The following is a 16,555-nucleotide window of genomic DNA, read 5'->3' on the forward strand; positions in this document are numbered from 1 at the left end:
GGTTCATTCGCGACCTGCGCCGCAACGCGAAGATCTCGCTGCGCCAGCTCGCCGAGCAGGCCGGCGTCAGCAACCCGTACCTGAGCCAGATCGAGACACGGCCGCGGCCGTGCCGGCGGCGATCAGGCCGGCCGCCGCCGCGCCGGAGAGCGCGACGAGGCGAGGTGAGAGCTTCAAGGGGGTTCGCTCCTGTTCCTAGGCGCGCCACACGGAGCCCGGTGGGGGCGGGCGGCGCGGTGTTGCGAGGCGGGGTGACGGCCGGTCTCCGAGGCTGCCGGCGTGGCCCCGGTTCGACAGATCGACTGTCGCGAGCCGCCGGGGTCGGCGACTCGCTGGGGGCACAATCACACGGGCCCGAGCCGGGATCAATGGGTGACCCGGGCAACCGACTCCGCGCTGTCACCACGCCGTCGCCGGGAATTCAGGAAGCCATGATCTTCAATAGGCGCTGATCAGGTCGAATGTTCTCCACGGGTGGACGAGGGCGCGTCTGATCTGCGTCCATTGCCGCTGTGTGCTCATGGCGCACATTGGTCCTCGGTCGAACGGCTCGCGGATGATCACCGGTTCGGTCCACGGACTTCGCCGCCGTGCGCCGGTAGGAATTCGCCGACCACTTTCGTCTGCGCTGAAGAAAAGTAGTCAATGGAACGACGAAAGCTATGGACACGCTGAGAGGAAGTCAGTAGGGTCGGTCCCTGTCAATATGTTTCGTCGAGATGAACTACCGGCACGGTAGCCCCTCGACGGTGGGCCCTCCGGGCGGCCGCAACCCGTCCGCGGACCACGACCGGCCAGCCCTGGCCACCCCGGGTCGACGCCACCACGCGGCCGCGCCTCACCGGCCGCCCGATGCCCGTACCCGACCAACCCCTTCAGCTCCGCGACACCACCGTGCGCGACGACCGTCGTCGCCCCGGTGGCGCTCACCATCCACATCGGACGACCGTGGCCCGCGGCCACGGCCGGGGATCCCGTGCGGCCAGGGGAGGGGCCGCACGGACGACGCCGGCACGACAGCTCCGCCGATCGACCCACCGACGCACGCTGCTCCCGGACCGTGAAAGAGGAAGCCATGAACGCACATCCACCGCCGAACCGGCGCTCCGCCAGCCGGCTCCGGAGACCGGTGGCCGCCCTCGCCACGCTGGCGCTGCTGCTGACCACCGCGCTCTCCTCGTCCCCGGCCAGCGCGCGGCCGACCGACCCGGAACGCGCCGCGCCGGCCGCCTCCGCGGCCCCGTTGCAGGCCCAGGTGCTCACGTGGACGGCGGGGGACAACTTCCTCGCCTACCGCTCGGCCCCCACCACGGCCGTCGCCGGACCGGCCACCCTCGTCTTCGAGAACAGCGCGGCCACCGGCAACACCACCGGCATGCAGCACACCCTGACCTTCGAGACGTCGGACCCGAGGTACAACAGCGACGTCGACGTGAACATCCTGGCCGATCCGACGGACGCCAACGGGGGGCGTTGGACGGTCGACGTGGTGCTCTCCCCGGGCACCTACCGATACTTCTGCGCCATCCCGGGCCACGGCGGCATGACCGGCCTGCTGGTCGTCGACGGCGGCGGCTCGGACACCACGGCCCCGACGGTCACCGCGGCGGTGACCGGGGAGAAGGACGCCAACGGGGCGTACGTGGGCAGCGCGACGGTCACCCTCACGGCCGCCGACACCGGCTCCGGCGTCGACCGGGTCGAGTACGCCCTGGACGGCGGCGCGTACGGCACCTACTCCGCGCCCGTGACGGTGAACCAGCCGGGGCAGCACACGCTGAGCTACCGGGCCACCGACAAGGCGGGCAACACCTCGTCGCCGCAGCAGGCGTCGTTCACCGTGGTCGAGCCGCCGCCGACGGACACCACGGCGCCGACGGTGACCGCCGCGGTGACCGGGCAGCGGGACGCGAACGGGGCGTACCTGGGCAGCGCCACGGTGACGCTGACCGCCGCCGACACCGAGTCGGGGGTGGACCGGGTCGAGTACGCCCTCGACGGCGGCGCCTACGCGGCCTACGCGGCGCCGGTCACGGTGAACCAGCCGGGGCCGCACACGGTGAGTTACCGGGCCACCGACAAGGCGGGCAACACGTCGTCGGCGCAGCAGGTGTCGTTCACCGTGGTCGAGCCGACCCCGGCGGACACCACGCCGCCGACCGTGACCGCCGCGGTGACGGGTGAGAAGGACGCCGCCGGGGCGTACGTGGGCGGCGCGACGGTCACCCTGACCGCCGCCGACAGCGGCTCCGGGGTGGACCGGGTCGAGTTCTCGCTCGACGGGCAGCCCTATGCCGGCTACACCGCCCCGGTGGCGGTGAACCAGCCGGGGCAGCACACGGTGAGTTACCGGGCCACCGACAAGGCGGGCAACACGTCGTCGGCGCAGCAGGTGTCGTTCACCGTGGTCGAGCCGGCCCCGGCGGACACCACCCCGCCCACGGTGACCGCCGCGGTGACCGGCCAGCGGGACGCCAACGGGGCGTACCTGGGCAGCGCCACGGTCACCGTCTCGGCCACCGACACCGGGTCCGGCGTGGCGAAGGTCGAGTACGCGCTCGACGGGGGCGCATACGGCACCTACTCCGCGCCCGTGACGGTGAACCAGCCGGGGCAGCACACGGTGAGTTACCGGGCCACCGACAAGGCGGGCAACACGTCGTCGGCGCAGCAGGTGTCGTTCACCGTGGTCGAGCCGGCCCCGGCGGACACCACCCCGCCGACCGTGACCGCCGCGGTGACCGGCCAGCGGGACGCCAACGGGGCGTACCTGGGCAGCGCCACGGTCACCCTGACCGCCGCCGACAGCGGCTCCGGGGTGGACCGGGTCGAGTTCTCGCTCGACGGGCAGCCCTACGCCGCCTACTCCGCGCCGGTCACCGTCAACCAGGTCGGGCCGCACACGGTGAGCTACCGGGCCACCGACAAGGCGGGCAACACGTCGTCGCCTCAGCAGGCGTCCTTCACCGTGGTCGACCCGCCCGCGCCCGACACCACCCCGCCCACCGTCACGGCCGCCGTCACCGGGCAACTCGACGACGCCGGGGCGTACCTGGGCAGCGCCACGGTCACCCTGACCGCCGCCGACAGCGGCTCCGGGGTGGACCGGGTCGAATACTCCGTCGACGGCCAGCCGTACGCCCGCTACACCGCGCCGGTCACCGTCGACCGGGCCGGGCCGCACACGGTGAGCTACCGGGCCACCGACCGGGCCGGCAACACCTCGGGCACCGCCTCGGTCAGCTTCACGGTGGTCGCCAGCGGGCCGCAGCCCGAGTGCGTCAAGGACACCCGACCGACCGTCTGGTTCGGCACCGTCGACAGCGGCGTACCCAGCCGGGTGGTCCAGGGTGACTGCACCATCAACGCCGTCATCGACGACGAGCGGAGCTGGCCGAACCACGGCGCGTTCGTCTCGAACGTCACCGCGGTCGCCGAGCACCTGCACCACCTGGGCGTCATCAACCACACCGAGCACGGCCGCCTGGTCAGCGCGGCCGCCCGCTCGGGCGTCGGAAAGCCGGCGGGCAAGGACGGCTACCAGCCGATCCTCGACTCCTCCGCCGCGTCCTTCGGCCGATGGCAGCAGGTCGGCGCCGGCGGGTTCACCCGCAACGCCGACGGCTCGATCACCAGCCGGCCGGTGCCCGGGCTGGGCATGCTCTGGTACCCGGCCAGCGCGTACGGGGACTTCTCGCTGAAGCTCCAGTGGCGCGACGACGCGCCGGGGGACGGCCGGGCCAACAGCGGCGTCTTCGTCCGCTTCCCGGACGTCCGCAACCACCCGGCGGAGGCCCGCCCGGAGTGGGTCGCCATCAAGTACGGCCACGAGCTCCAGATCCTCGACCGGCCCGATGGCGACGCGTACAAGAGCGGCTCCGTGTACGGCTTCGACCGGGTCGGCCTGGCCGGCGCCGGCGTCACGCCCAAGGGCACCTGGAACGACTACGAGATCCGGGTCGTCGGCCAGCACTACTCGGTCTTCCGCAACGGCGTACTGATCAACGAGTACGTCAACGCCCCGGGCGCGGTCTTCGACCCGCCGCGGGCGGACGACCCGGGGACCGCCGGCCGGCAGCACACCAGCGGATACGTCGGCCTCCAGAACCACGGCACCGGCGACGTCGTCAGCTTCCGGAACGTGCGGATCGCCCCGCTGACCGCCTGCTGTCCGGGCGGCGCCGCGGACACCTGCTGCTGAGCGAGCGAAGGGACATCACCATGGCAAGGAACTGCAACGACCGGCCTGCCCCGCCGCGGGGTGTCCGGTGAGCGCCTGGCGGCTGGTCGAGGAGGAGCCGGGGCCGCGACAGCCCCGCACCGAGCGTCCCCGCACCGGTGGCCGGCGGATGCTGGTCGTCGCGGCGGTCGTGTTGCTCACCCTGGTCGGCGCCGGCGGGCTGGCCGCCGCCCGCACCGGGATGTTCGCCGAGCGGCCCGACGGCTGCGTCAAGCCCGACCGGACCATCCAGCTGTACGCGGTGGAACTGCCGAAGGACGGCACCCAGGTCCGGCTCGGCTACGGCCTCACCCCGGAGACGGCCTCCTACCCGGGCCCGCTCATGGAGATGACGGAGGGTGAATGCCTCGCCATCACCCTGCACAACCAGGTGCCCGAGGCCACCCTGGCGGCGCTGCGCACCAGCCCGACCCACCCGCTGGGCGTCTCGCTGCACGTGCACGGGGTCAAGTACACCCAGGACTCCGACGGCACGGTGCAGAGCGGCTCGTACGTCCCGTCGGGCGGATCCCGCACCTACACCTGGTACGCCCAGCCCCGCAACAACAAGACCGGGACGCCGGGCACCGCGGGCTACTGGTGGTACCACGACCACGTGGTGGGCGGACCGCACGGCACGCAGGGCCTGTCCTCCGGCCTCTTCGGCGGCCTGGTGGTCCGCCGTCCCGGCGACCCGAAGCCGGACCGGACCTACACGGTGGCGTTCGGTGACCGGCAGAGCATCAACCTGCGCCGGGGCGAGGCCACCGACACCTGCACCGAGGTGAACCCGCAGCCCGGGCCGACCTGCCTGGTCGCCCGCAAGGGGGAGCGGGTGGAGTTCGTGGTGGTCGGCATCGGCAACGACATGCACACCTTCCACCTGCACGGGCACTCGTGGGCGGACACCCGGACCGGGGCGGTGAGCAACGGCCAGCCGTTCGCCGACCAGGTGCCGATCATTGACAACAAGACGCTCGGCCCGGGCGACTCGTTCGGCGCCCAGGTGGTCGCCGGCGACTCGGTCGGGCCGGGCCACTGGATGCTGCACTGCCACATGCAGTTCCACTCCGACGCCGGGATGTCGACCATGCTGCACGTCCTGGACGAGAACGGGAACATGCCGCCCGGCATGGACCACGAGCACGGCGTCGCCGGGGCCGCCCCGGCGGCCGCCGCCGACGGCGGCGCGCACCAGCACGACTGACGGGTCCGTGGCTGCCGGCCCTCAGGGTCGAGGACCGGCAGCCACCGGACGACCTCCACCTCCGACACCGCCGCACCGGCCGCCCGCCACGGGTGGCGCCGGTGGACGCGTACGCCCATCTTCCGGTGACCGCCTCACGTCACCGGCGGAATCGACGAACCCGGAAACCCACACCAGGAGGAGTCGAGATGGCCGACAGACGCCATTTCCGGTTCTCCCGCTGGGTCGGCCCCGACGCCGGCCCGACGGGATCCACCACCACACCGCCCCCACCGACCGCCCCGCGTCGCCCCGGCGCCCGCCGCCGGTTCGGCGCCCTGGCGTCGAGCGCCGCCCTGGCGCTCGGCGTCCTCACCCTGCCGGGCCAGACCCTCGCCCCGACACCCGCGGCGGCCGCCGAGGCCGCGGCGGCGGCCAAGGTGCTGGTCTTCCACGGCCCCGTGGACAAGCAGGACGACCCGGTCGCCAAGGCCACCGCCACCATCCGCGAACTCGGTGAGCAGCAGGGCTTCACCGTGGACGACTCCGCCGACCCGGCGGTGTTCAGCTTCGGGAATCTGGCCCGCTACCGGGCCGTGGTGTTCCTCTCCGCCAACGGCGTCACCCTCACCGACACGCAGGAGGCGGCCTTCCAGGCGTACGTGAAGAACGGCGGCGGTTTCGTCGGCGTGCACGACGCGGCGCGCGCCCAGCCGGAGTCGTCCTGGTTCACCGGCCTGATCGGCACCCGGCCGGCCACCAGCCTGCCGAACGCCGAGAAGCCGGTGTCGGCCACCGCGAGCGCGGAGAACCCGCCGAACGAGACCGCCGCGAAGGCGATCGACGGCTCGACCGGCACCAAGTGGCTGACCTTCTCGCCGACCGGCTGGCTGGCGGCCAAGCTGGCCAAGCCGGTCACGGTCAGCCGGTACGCGCTCACCTCGGCCAACGACTTCCCGGGCCGGGACCCGAAGAACTGGATCCTGCAGGGCTCGCAGGACGGCGCCACCTGGACCGACCTGGACACCCGCAGCAACGAGACCTTCCCGCAGCGGTTCCAGACCAAGCAGTACAGCTTCACCAACACCACGGCCTACCAGCACTACCGGCTCAACGTCACGGCGAACAGCGGGGAACCGCTGATCCAGCTCGCCGAGCTGTGGCTGATCGGCCCGGACGCCGGCCCGGCGCCGGACACCACGGTGCAGCGGGCCACGGTCGACGTCACCGACCGGCAGCACCCGGCCAACAAGGGCCTGCCGCTGACCTGGACCCGCGAGGACCAGTGGATCAACTGGGACCCGAGCCCGATCGGCCGGGTGCACACCGTCGCCCAGGTCGAGGAGGGCACCTACAACGCCGGCCTGAGCGGCAACGGCGCCTTCCACCCGGTCTCCTGGTGCCAGGACTACGAGGGCGGCCGGTCCTTCTACACCGGGATGGGCCGCACCGAGGCGAGCTGGACCAGCGACAAGCAGTTCCAGAACCACCTGGCCGGGGCGATCCGGTGGACCGCGGGCCTGGTCCGCGGTGACTGCCAGGCCACCATCGCCGCGAACTACCGCGTCGACCGGCTCACCACGACCAACCAGCCCGGCCAGCTCGACCAGATCGGCGAGCCGCACGGCCTCACCATCGCCCCCGACGGCGGGGTGTTCTACATCGGCAAGGCGGCCTGCCCGAGCGGCCCGGTGGTGAGCTGGGACGACCCGAAGGTCGGCCTCGGCTGCGGCACGATCCACCGCTGGGACCCGTCGACCAAGCAGGTCAAGCTGCTCACCACCCTCGCCGTGATGGGCAACCGGGGCAGCGGCAGCGAGCTGGTGAAGAATGAGGAGGGCCTGGTCGGCATCACCCTCGACCCGAAGTTCGCGCAGAACGGCTGGGTCTACGTCTACTGGATGCCGCACGAGTCGATCGACCGGGACCGGCGGATCGGCCAGCGGACCGTCTCCCGGTTCACCTACGACGCCGCGAAGCAGGCCATCGACCAGGGCACCCGCAAGGACCTGCTGCACTGGGACACCCAGATCCACAGCTGCTGCCACGCCGGCGGCGGGATGACCTTCGACGAGAGCGGCAACCTCTACATCGGCACCGGTGACAGCAACTCCTCCGGCGGCTCGAACGGCTACTCCGGCAACAACTGGACGCAGGAGTTCCAGGGCACCTCGTTCCAGGACGCCCGGCGTACCTCCGGCAACACCAACGACCTCAACGGCAAGATCCTGCGCATCCACCCGGAGGCGGACGGCACCTACACCATCCCGGCCGGGAACCTGTTCACCGGCCAGGAGGAGGGTGGCGGCAAGAGCCGCCGGGAGATCTACGTGATGGGCGTGCGCAACATCGCCCGGATCGCCTGGGACCCGGTCAACGACTGGCTCACCGCGGCCTGGGTCGGCCCGGACGCCGGCGCCCCGGACCCGAACCTTGGCCCGGCCAAGTACGAGACGGCCACGATCATCACCTCGGCCGGCAACCAGGGCTGGCCCTACTGCATGGGCAACCGGCAGCCCTACCGGGACCGCAGCAACACCGACGCGACCGTGCTGACCGGCTGGTACGACTGCGACAACCTGAAGAACACCTCGCCGCGCAACACCGGTCTGGTGAACATCCCGCCGGCCCGGGACAACATGATCTGGTACTCGCCGCAGGGCGGCGGCCCGGTCTACCCGAAGCGCACCGACGGCAGCGGGCTGCCCACGTACCAGGTCGGGCAGGAGACCTTCACCCAGCCGTACCTCAAGGGCGGCGGTCAGGCCATCATGGACGGCCCGACCTACCAGCGGGAGAACGTCGACACCGGCAGCGGGGTGGCCTGGCCGGCGTACTGGGACAACAAGTGGTTCATCGGTGACCAGTCCAACGCCAACAACCGGGTGGCGGTCACCGTCGACCCGGCCACGGTCGACGAGCACGCACCGCCCGCGTTCGCCGAGGACCTGCGCCAGATCATCCGCGGCGGCAGCGGCGGCAACCAGCTCCAGTCCTGGATGGACGCCAAGTTCGGCCCGGACGGCGCGCTGTACATGCTGGACTACGCCGGCGGCTTCTTCAGCCTGCACAGCAACCAGAAGCTGATCCGGATCGCCTACACCGGCGGCGAGGCGACGCCGCGGGCGAGCGACGCCGCCTGGCGGGCCGTCACGCCGAGCCAGCCGAAGACCATCGCGTTCTCGGCGGCCCGGGCCGGTGGCGTGGCGTGGGAGTGGAACTTCGGTGACGGCAGCGCGCCGTCGCACGAGGCCAACCCCACCCACACCTACGCCCGCTACGGCACCTACCAGGTCACCCTGAAGGTGACGTACGCCGACGGCCAGGTCTCCACCGCGAAGATCACCGTCACGGCCGGCTGCGCCGCGCCGGACACCCGCGCGACGGTGCGGATGCTGGACACCGACACCGGCGTGACCAACCACGAGGTGGGCGGCGACTGCACGGTCAACGACCTGATCGACGACGAGCGGAGCTGGACCAACCACGGCCAGTTCGTCAGCCACGTCGCCGACGTGGTCAACGACCTGCGCGGCGACGGCGTGCTCGACAACAAGGAGGCGACGAAGCTGAGCACCGCGGCGGCGCAGTCGCCGATCGGCAAGGTGGCCGGCTACCGGGCGCTGTTCGACGGTACGGCCGGGTCGCTGGCCGACTGGCGGCAGGCGCCCGGCGGCTCGTTCACGTTGCAGCCCGACGGGTCCATCCGCAGCTCCGGCGGACTCGGGATGCTCTGGTACGCCAAGGACGAGTTCGCCGACTTCTCGCTGCGGCTGAAGTTCCGGGACGTCTCCGCCGGCGCCACGTACGCCAACAGCGGGGTCTTCGCCCGGTTCCCCGACCCGCGGACCCCGGTGGACCAGCGGCCGGCCGGCAGTTGCGGCACGGTCGGGTCGGCCCGGTCGTCGCAGGCGTGGGTGGCCATCTACTGCGGCCACGAGATCCAGATCTACGACGGGCCCACCGGCGAGCCGCAGAAGACCGGGTCGATCTACAACTTCGATCCGCAGGGGCTCGACAAGGCCGGGGCGACCCCGAAGGGGACCTGGAACGACTACGAGGTCCGGGTGGTCGGCCAGCACTACACGATCATCCGGAACGGCGTGGTGATCAACGAGTTCGACAACACGCCGGGCAAGGCGTCGTCCCGGGCCGGTGACCCGCCGACCGACCTGCGCCAGTTCCTCAGCGGGTTCGTCGGGTTGCAGAACCACGGCACGTCCGACCTGATCGAGTTCCGCGACGTACGGGTGCGCGACCTGTAGGTCCTCGGGTGGTGCCGGGCACGGGAGGGTTCCCGTGCCCGGCACCGCCGCGTCAGCTCACCGCGGTGCCGAACAGGTGACCGATGCCCCAGGTGAGGGCCGGGCCGGCCGCGCCGCCGAGCGGCCTTCCGGCCACGCGCCCGCCAGGCCAGCCAGCCGAGGGCCGCGAGCAGGGTCACGGCGGTTCCCAGCGCAGAGCCGGGAGTGCCGGCACCCTCCGAATGGCACGACCGTCACCGTGCTGCTGCCGGCCGCCGACTGATCACCGGCCCCACACCGCCGCGCAGCACCGCCAGGGCCTGCCGCGGCGGCACGTCGTTGCCGCTGGTCACCACCCTCGGCGCGCCGGCGCCGGGGTACGGGTCCGTCACGCCCCGTACCCCGGCACCGGGTCGGCTGCCGCTATCCGGCGGGCAGCGCGGCGGCGCCCTTGCGGAAGTTCTGGGCCGTGCCGTCCGCGCGGTAGTTGTTCTCCACGTTGCCGGCCGCGTCCACCGAGAACCAGTGGACCGTGGTCCCGGCGGGCACGGTCAGCGTCTCCCCGCCCTCCCGGATGCCGGCGGAGCCGTACCGGGTGGACGCGTAGGTCGGCGCCGTGCCGTCGAGGGTGTAGAAGACCGCGGCGGGCTCGCTCGCCGTGAACGTCACGTCCACCATGCCCGGCGCGTCGCTCGGGGTGGTCGACAGGCCGGTGATCGGCCGCTGGTGGTCGGTGTCGAAGTCCCGGGCCACCCGCATCAGCTCGACCAGCCCGTTGGCGAACTCCATCGTCTCCTGGTGCGCCTCGTCCCAGTCGGGCTGGAACGACGTGCCGACCTCGAAGTTCCAGGCGTAGATGCCGTACTTGTACCAGAGCATGTCACCGGAGTTGCCGGCCGCCGAGTAGAGCACGTCGGAGATCGGGCCGGTGCGGGCCGGCGTCACGGCCATGTTGCGGTGCCGCTTGATGGCGGTGAGGATCCGCGACGAGGCGCCCCAGAAGAACGACTCCTGGTCGAGGGTGGGCCGGGGCGCGGAGACCCGGCCCGGGACGGCGTACGCCCCCGGCGACCACATGAAGTAGTTGCCGGAAGAGTGCAGGTTCATCGAGAACTTGATGTTCTCGCGCGCGGCAAGCCAGTCGAGGTTCCTGTTCTCCGGCTCGGACAGCTCGCTCGGCCCGGCGTAGGTGTCGCCGGTGCAGCTGCTCGACGCGCCCGAGTAGCCGTCGAACAGGCTGTACTCGGTGTAGTTGCGGTTGTTGTCCACGCCCCACGAGTTGCGGGCCAGGGCGTCGGCCGCGCCGGTCAGCGGGCAGTGGTTGGTCATGTTCCGGCGCTGCGAGGCGAAGTCGTAGAACGAGTAGTGACCGCCGTCCGGGTTGACCGACGGGGCGATCCAGATGTCCAGGTTGTTGAGCAGCTGCTTGGTCCGGCCGTCGTGGCCGTAGTTGCGCAGCAGCCGCTCGGCGGTCTCGACGGCGACCAGCGGCGGCACCCACTCGCGGGCGTGCTCCTGGGCGTACGCGAGGACGCCCGGCCGCGAGCCGTCGCGGTGCTTGCCGATCCGGATCGCGTACACCGGGTGGGGCTCGCGGGAGACGGTCGCGGGCGCCCGCAGGCCGTCGGTGAGCATGGTCCGCGCGGCCGGCGCCACCACGCCCGCGCCCGCGTTGCCGCGGTAGGTGTACGCCCTGACCAGCGTGCCGGCGTCGGCGTTGAGCGCCGCGACGACCTGCGCGGCGGTGCTGGTCACCGTGCCGGCGGCGTCGGTGGCCAGGCGGACCCGGATGTCCCGGCCCGTCACGGTCACCGCGAGCGGCTGACTCGCGGCGCCCGGGTTGACCAGCTCGACGGAGATGTCGTTGCCGCCCTGGTGCCCCCACGCCAGCGAGTCGATCGCGACCCGGCCGGCGTTCGCGGTGCCGAGCACCGCCTGCGCCTTGCGGCGGTAGCCGTTCGTCCTGTACGGCAGCTCGACGACCTCGGCCAGGTCGGGGAACTCGGCGGCGAGCTGGTGGATCCGCGCGTACAGGTCGGTGGGCGTCAGGTAGCTGGTGACGAAGTCCTGCTGGTAGCCGGGGCCTTCCGGGTCGTCGGCCGGGATCGGCAGCCACTCCTTGACCTGGGCGACCGCGACCCCGCCGGTGGGGCTGGTGATCCGGATCCGGTCCGGCCGGGCGGTCACCGTCGCCGCGCCGCGGTGGTACAGGTAGACGCCGGCGTCCACGAAGCGGGAGATGGTCTGGCTGCCGCCCGAGCCGATCTCGGTGCCGGGGCCGCTGTCCCGCTGCACGGTGAGCGTGCTGGTCGAGGTCTGGCCCTGGGCCCACTTCGCCTCGACGGAGAGGATCTGGCTGGTGCCGGAGGTGTAGTAGTCGGCGCGGATGATCCGCACGTCCGCGGCGTCGGGGGTGGCCAGGCTCGCCGTGAACGCCTGGTTCTCCGCGACGTGCGCGGCGATCGTCGCCGCGCGCTCCTCGACCCGCTCGGCCGAGTCCGCGGCCCGGAAGACGACGTCGCCGAGCCGGTAGCCCCGGGCGCGCAGGGCCGCCGCCTCGCTCGGGGTGACCACCGCGTGGGCGACGATGCCCTCCTCGGTGCGGGAGACGTCATGGTCGAGGTCGACGCCGGTGGCGACGAGCCGGTCCAGCTCGGCGGAGTCGGCGAGCAGGACCTCCACCACGCTCGCCGCCTCGTCGGGCAGCCGGCTCAGTTCGGTGCTCTCGCCGGCTCCGTCGGCCCCCGGGGTGACCGCGGCGGCCGGGCTGACCAGGACCAGGGCCGAGACGGCCGCGATCGCGACGACGGGTGCCCGCCAGCGGCGGGCACCGGGGTTCGGTATGCGCATCGTTGCCCCTTTTCGTTCGTGGGTGGGAACTGTGGGCTTCGACGGTCGACGGAATCGAGGTCGGGGTGCCCCGGAGGTCCGGTGCGACCAACGGATGAGGGCGGACGTCGGCGGGCCGTGCCGGTGCGGCGGCGGGCGGCCCGGTGCCGCGAGATCACCTCGGAGCGGGTCGGTAGCGGGCGACTGGCCAGCGGGTTGGCCAAATCCTGTGCCCACCCACGGTGTCCTGTCAACGACTGTCCGTCCCGGACCGTCAGGTGTCGGCCGGCCTGCGACAGGCGTAGGAGCCGGGGGCGGCCATCTTCCACAGCTGTCCGATGACCGGCACGTCCGTCGATCCGTAGGTTCGGGGCGACCGTCGCCGCGGCGTGTCCCCTGTGCACGCCGTCGGCCGGCGCGGGGAGGAGGAGCACGCGGATGCGAAGCGGAAGACATGCCTGGCGGGCCGCGGTGGTGGCCCTGGCGGTCGCCGTCACGGGCCTGCCGGCGACCGGCGCCCTGGCCCAGCCGGGCGCGGACGAGCAGGCCCGGCTGGTGGTGGAGGGCGGGGTCACCCAGCCGGTGTTCGGCTATGCCGACGCGGTCCGGGAGCGGATCTTCGTCACCTCGGACGTGGACACCGACGGCGACGGCGCCCGCGACATCGTGGCCATGGACATCATCCGGCCGCGAGCCAGCGAGAACGGGCTCAAGGTGCCGGTGGTGATGGACGCGAGCCCGTACTACTCGACGGTCTGCCGGGGCAACGAGGGCGAGTGCAAGGCCGACGTCGACGGCGACGGGCTGAACGACACCTGGCCGCTGTTCTACGACAACTACTTCGTCCCGCGCGGCTACGCGGTGGTCCTGCTCGACATGATCGGCACCAACAACTCGACCGGCTGCCCGGTCACCGGTGGCCGGGCCGACAACATCAGCGCGCCGACCGCGATCGACTGGCTCAACGGGCGCCGGCCGGGCGTCGACGCCGCCGGCCGGGAGGTCGTGGCGGACTGGCACAACGGCCGCACCGGCATGATCGGCAAGTCGTACGACGGCACCCTGGCCAACGCCGCCGCGGCCGACGGGGTGGCGGGGCTGACCACCATCGTGCCGATCTCGGCCATCTCCAGCTGGTACGACTACTCCCGGAGCAACGGCCTGGTCACCCGGGCGAACAACTACTCGGGCAGCCTCGCGAACACGGTCACCAACCCGGCCCGCCGCGCGTACTGCGCCCCGGTGCGGGCCGCCCTCGGGCAGGGTGGCGACGACGTCACCGGTGACTACAACGACTTCTGGGCGGAGCGGGACTACGTGCCGCACGCCGACCGGGTGCGGGCCAGCGTCTTCGTGGTGCACGGCATCAACGACGACAACGTCCGCCCGGACCACTTCAGCAAGTGGTGGGCCGCGCTGGGCGAGCAGGGCGTGCCGCGCAAGCTCTGGCTGACCGGCACCGGCCACGTCGACCCGTTCGACTTCCGGCGGGGCGCCTGGGTGGACACCCTGCACCGCTGGTTCGACCACTGGCTCCAGGGCATCGACAACGGCATCATGGGCGAGCCGGCCGTCGACATCGAGCGGGCGCCGGACGTCTGGGAGACCGCGCGCGCCTGGCCGCTGCCGGACGCCCGGCCGACCCAGGTCTTCCTCCGGGCGCCGGAGGACGGAAACGTCGGCGGGCTCGCCGTCCACTCCGGTCCCGGCAACGGGTCGGCGACCTTCCAGGACACCCCCACGATGACCGCCACCAACGCCATCCGTCACCCGTCGGACCCGGCGGCGAACACCGACAACCGCCTGGTGTTCCTCTCCGCGCCGCTGACGGCGCCGCTGCACGTCTCGGGCACCCCGGTCGTGAAGATCAACGCCACCGTCGACGGGGAGGACACCAGCTTCGCCGCGCTCCTGGTCGACTACGGCACCCGCCCGCGGTTCAGCACCAGCGGTGACGGCATCCGGACGCTGACCGACGAGGACTGCTGGGGCGCGACGGCCACCTGGGGCGGCTTCGCCGAGAACGCCTGCTACCGGAAGACGGAGAAGACCGTCGCGGCCAACCCGCAGGAACTGGTCACCAAGGGCATCATCGACGGCCTCAACCTCGACTCGCCGGCGGTGTCCACGCCGCTGGTGCCCGGGCAGAAGACCGCGGTCGACCTGAACCTGCTCCCCGAGGACTACGTCTTCGACGCCGGTCACCAGATCGGCGTGGTCCTGCTCGGCTCGTACTCCGGCTACAGCAGCCGGGCCAAGCAGACCCGGGCCCACATCACCGTCCACTTCGACCGCAGCCGGATCACCCTGCCGGTGGTCGGCGGCCGGACGGCGGCGGAGGCCGCCGGTCTGTGAGGAGACCCGGGGCGGGGCGCCGGCACCGGCGTCCCGCCCCGGCTACCGTTCCGGCTGGTGGTGGCCGGTGAGCCGGCCCAGCTTCAGCGCCAGGTGCAGGCAGAGCCGCTCGTTGCCGTCCTTGAGGTCGGTGCCGGCGAGCAGTTCCACCCGCTGGAGCCGGTAGTAGAGGGTGGTCCGGTGCAGCCGCAGCCGCTCGGCCGTGGCGTGGGCGTTGCCGGCCAGGTCCAGGTAGACCTCCAGGGTCTCCAGCAGCACCTGGTGCGCCTCGTCGCCGAGCAGCCGACCCAGCCCCGGGTGCACCCGCGCGACGTCCAGGTGCCGGGCGTCCACCCCGGACAGCAGTCGGTAGATGCCCAGGTCGGCCCAGGGCACGACCGGGCCCAGGGCGGGCAGTTGCACGCCGACCCGGGCCGCCTGGAACGCCTCCTGGTAGGACAGCAGGCTGTCGTAGAGCCGGGGCCGGCCGTCGCCGACCCCGAGCACCGTCCGGCTCACCGACGCCAGCCCCCGGGTCGCCGCGCGCAGGGCCTGGTCGAGGTGCGCGGCGGCGTCCTCGGCCGCCACCCGGCCGGTGGCCCGCCCGCCGCACAGCAGCAGCACCCCGTGGTCGTGCCGGACCAGGTGCAGGGTCTCGCGCGAACCGACCCACTGCCGGGTGGCGACCAGCGCGTGCTCCAGGGCGACCCGGGCCGCGTCGTCCAGCACCTCGTCCCGGGCCACCGCGAGCTGGGCGACCAGCGCGGTGACCTGGCCGTCGCGGGCCACCACGCCGTCGGTCAGCAGCGACCGGACGGCCTCCCGCCGGGCCTCCGGGGACTCGACCAGCAGCGTACGGGTGGCCTCCGCCTCCCGCTGCGAGGTCAGCTCGCCGAGCAAGTTCTCCCGGTAGAGCGCCAGCGACAGATCCGGCATCGCCTCGGTCACCACCGAGATGTCCTCGTCGGTCATCCCGTCGGCCGCGTCGATGAACCAGACGAAGCCCAGCAGCAGGTCCTGGTGCCGGATCGGCACGCAGACCCGGGGGAGCAGGTCCAGGTCGGGACAGGCCGGGGTACGGACCGGCTGTCGGGCCTCCATGATGCCGATCTCCCGGGCCCAGGCGATCACCTCCGGCGTGGTGTGCCGGCGCAGGATCGAGCTGCGGCGCACCCCGTCGATCACCCCGGTGTGTTCGCTGTAGACGACGACCCGCTGGCGCCGGTCCTCGATGAGTGCCGGACGCTTCACCCGCGCGGCGACCCGGTCGACGATGCGTTGCAGCTCCATGCGCATGCGCTTCCCCCGGATAGGACCCTGGGCCTACCTTCCGATGATGTTGGCGGGCGCGCAATACCCCCGCGACAGCCGTACCCGGTCCGCGCGACGCGGTTCCGGCATCTGTCGGAAGACCGCGGCCCGGGACGCCCCTAACGTGTGCGGGGCCGGGTCCGCCGAGAAGGGAAACCGTCGTGGCCGCAACCAGGCCCTGGCAGGGCGTCGTCGTCGCCCTCCCCACGCCGTTCCGGGGTGACCTCTCCGTCGACTACGACCGGCTCCAGGAGCATGTGCGCTGGCTCGGCGACGCCGGCTGCCGGGGCGTGACCCCGTGCGGCCCGCTGGGCGAGTACGCGGCGCTGTCCGAGGGGGAGCGCGCCGACGTGGTCCGCGCCGCCGTGGAGGCGGCGCCGCCGGGCTGCGCCGTGCTGCCGGCGGTCGGCGGGTACGGCAGCCGGCAGGAGA

At 72.6% G+C, this 16,555-nt stretch carries 8 protein-coding genes and 1 pseudogene; 6 read left to right on the plus strand and 3 right to left on the minus strand.

From position 1 onward, the window contains the following. The 4 genes and pseudogenes from ABZV78_RS28580 to ABZV78_RS28595 form a co-directional block, all read left to right on the plus strand. A pseudogene (locus tag ABZV78_RS28580) lies at positions 1 to 95 on the plus strand (helix-turn-helix transcriptional regulator); the annotation flags it as partial. Positions 96 to 1,075: 980 nt separating this feature from the next. Continuing rightward, on the plus strand, positions 1,076 to 4,201 hold the full coding sequence (locus tag ABZV78_RS28585) for a family 16 glycoside hydrolase (protein ID WP_355643503.1): 3,126 nt from the start codon (positions 1,076 to 1,078) through the stop codon (positions 4,199 to 4,201). A 67-nt stretch (positions 4,202 to 4,268) separates the two neighbouring features. Then, positions 4,269 to 5,426, plus strand: a complete 1,158-nt coding sequence (locus tag ABZV78_RS28590) for a multicopper oxidase domain-containing protein (RefSeq protein ID WP_355643505.1) — start codon at positions 4,269 to 4,271, stop codon at positions 5,424 to 5,426. Positions 5,427 to 5,614: 188 nt separating this feature from the next. Then, positions 5,615 to 9,670, plus strand: a complete 4,056-nt coding sequence (locus ABZV78_RS28595) for a ThuA domain-containing protein (RefSeq protein WP_355643507.1) — start codon at positions 5,615 to 5,617, stop codon at positions 9,668 to 9,670. A 233-nt stretch (positions 9,671 to 9,903) separates the two neighbouring features. On the opposite strand, the gene ABZV78_RS28600 is transcribed toward ABZV78_RS28595, so the two are convergent. Further along, complete coding sequence (locus ABZV78_RS28600; protein ID WP_355643509.1) at positions 9,904 to 10,041, minus strand: hypothetical protein; 138 nt, start codon at positions 10,039 to 10,041, stop codon at positions 9,904 to 9,906. Between the two features lie 31 nt (positions 10,042 to 10,072). Continuing rightward, complete coding sequence (locus tag ABZV78_RS28605; protein ID WP_355643511.1) at positions 10,073 to 12,499, minus strand: M14 family metallopeptidase; 2,427 nt, start codon at positions 12,497 to 12,499, stop codon at positions 10,073 to 10,075. Between the two features lie 417 nt (positions 12,500 to 12,916). Here ABZV78_RS28605 and ABZV78_RS28610 point away from each other — a divergent pair, with 417 nt between their 5' ends. After that, entirely contained in the window at positions 12,917 to 14,833 is a 1,917-nt protein-coding gene (locus tag ABZV78_RS28610) for a Xaa-Pro dipeptidyl-peptidase (RefSeq protein WP_355643513.1), read from the plus strand. 42 nt (positions 14,834 to 14,875) lie between these two features. Here the strand turns inward: ABZV78_RS28610 and ABZV78_RS28615 are convergent, their stop codons facing one another. After that, a complete protein-coding gene (locus ABZV78_RS28615; RefSeq protein WP_355643514.1) occupies positions 14,876 to 16,102 on the minus strand; it encodes a helix-turn-helix domain-containing protein in 1,227 nt (408 codons plus the stop codon). A gap of 182 nt (positions 16,103 to 16,284) precedes the next feature. On the opposite strand from ABZV78_RS28615, the gene ABZV78_RS28620 reads away from it, so the two are divergent. Then, a partial coding sequence (locus tag ABZV78_RS28620) for a dihydrodipicolinate synthase family protein (protein ID WP_355643516.1) occupies positions 16,285 to 16,555 on the plus strand: 271 nt, incomplete at its 3' end.

Source organism: Micromonospora sp. NPDC004540, assembly GCF_040610095.1.
Classification (GTDB): Bacteria; Actinomycetota; Actinomycetes; order Mycobacteriales; family Micromonosporaceae; genus Micromonospora.

Excerpts from the sequence above, each read along its gene's own strand:
- ABZV78_RS28615 (WP_355643514.1), bottom strand. The coding sequence starts at position 16,102 with ATGGAGCTGCAACGCATCGTCGACCGGGTCGCCGCGCGGGTGAAGCGT.
- ABZV78_RS28585 (WP_355643503.1), top strand. The coding sequence starts at position 1,076 with ATGAACGCACATCCACCGCCGAACCGGCGCTCCGCCAGCCGGCTCCGG.
- ABZV78_RS28610 (WP_355643513.1), top strand. The coding sequence starts at position 12,917 with ATGCGAAGCGGAAGACATGCCTGGCGGGCCGCGGTGGTGGCCCTGGCG.
- ABZV78_RS28605 (WP_355643511.1), bottom strand. The coding sequence starts at position 12,499 with ATGCGCATACCGAACCCCGGTGCCCGCCGCTGGCGGGCACCCGTCGTC.
- ABZV78_RS28595 (WP_355643507.1), top strand. The coding sequence starts at position 5,615 with ATGGCCGACAGACGCCATTTCCGGTTCTCCCGCTGGGTCGGCCCCGAC.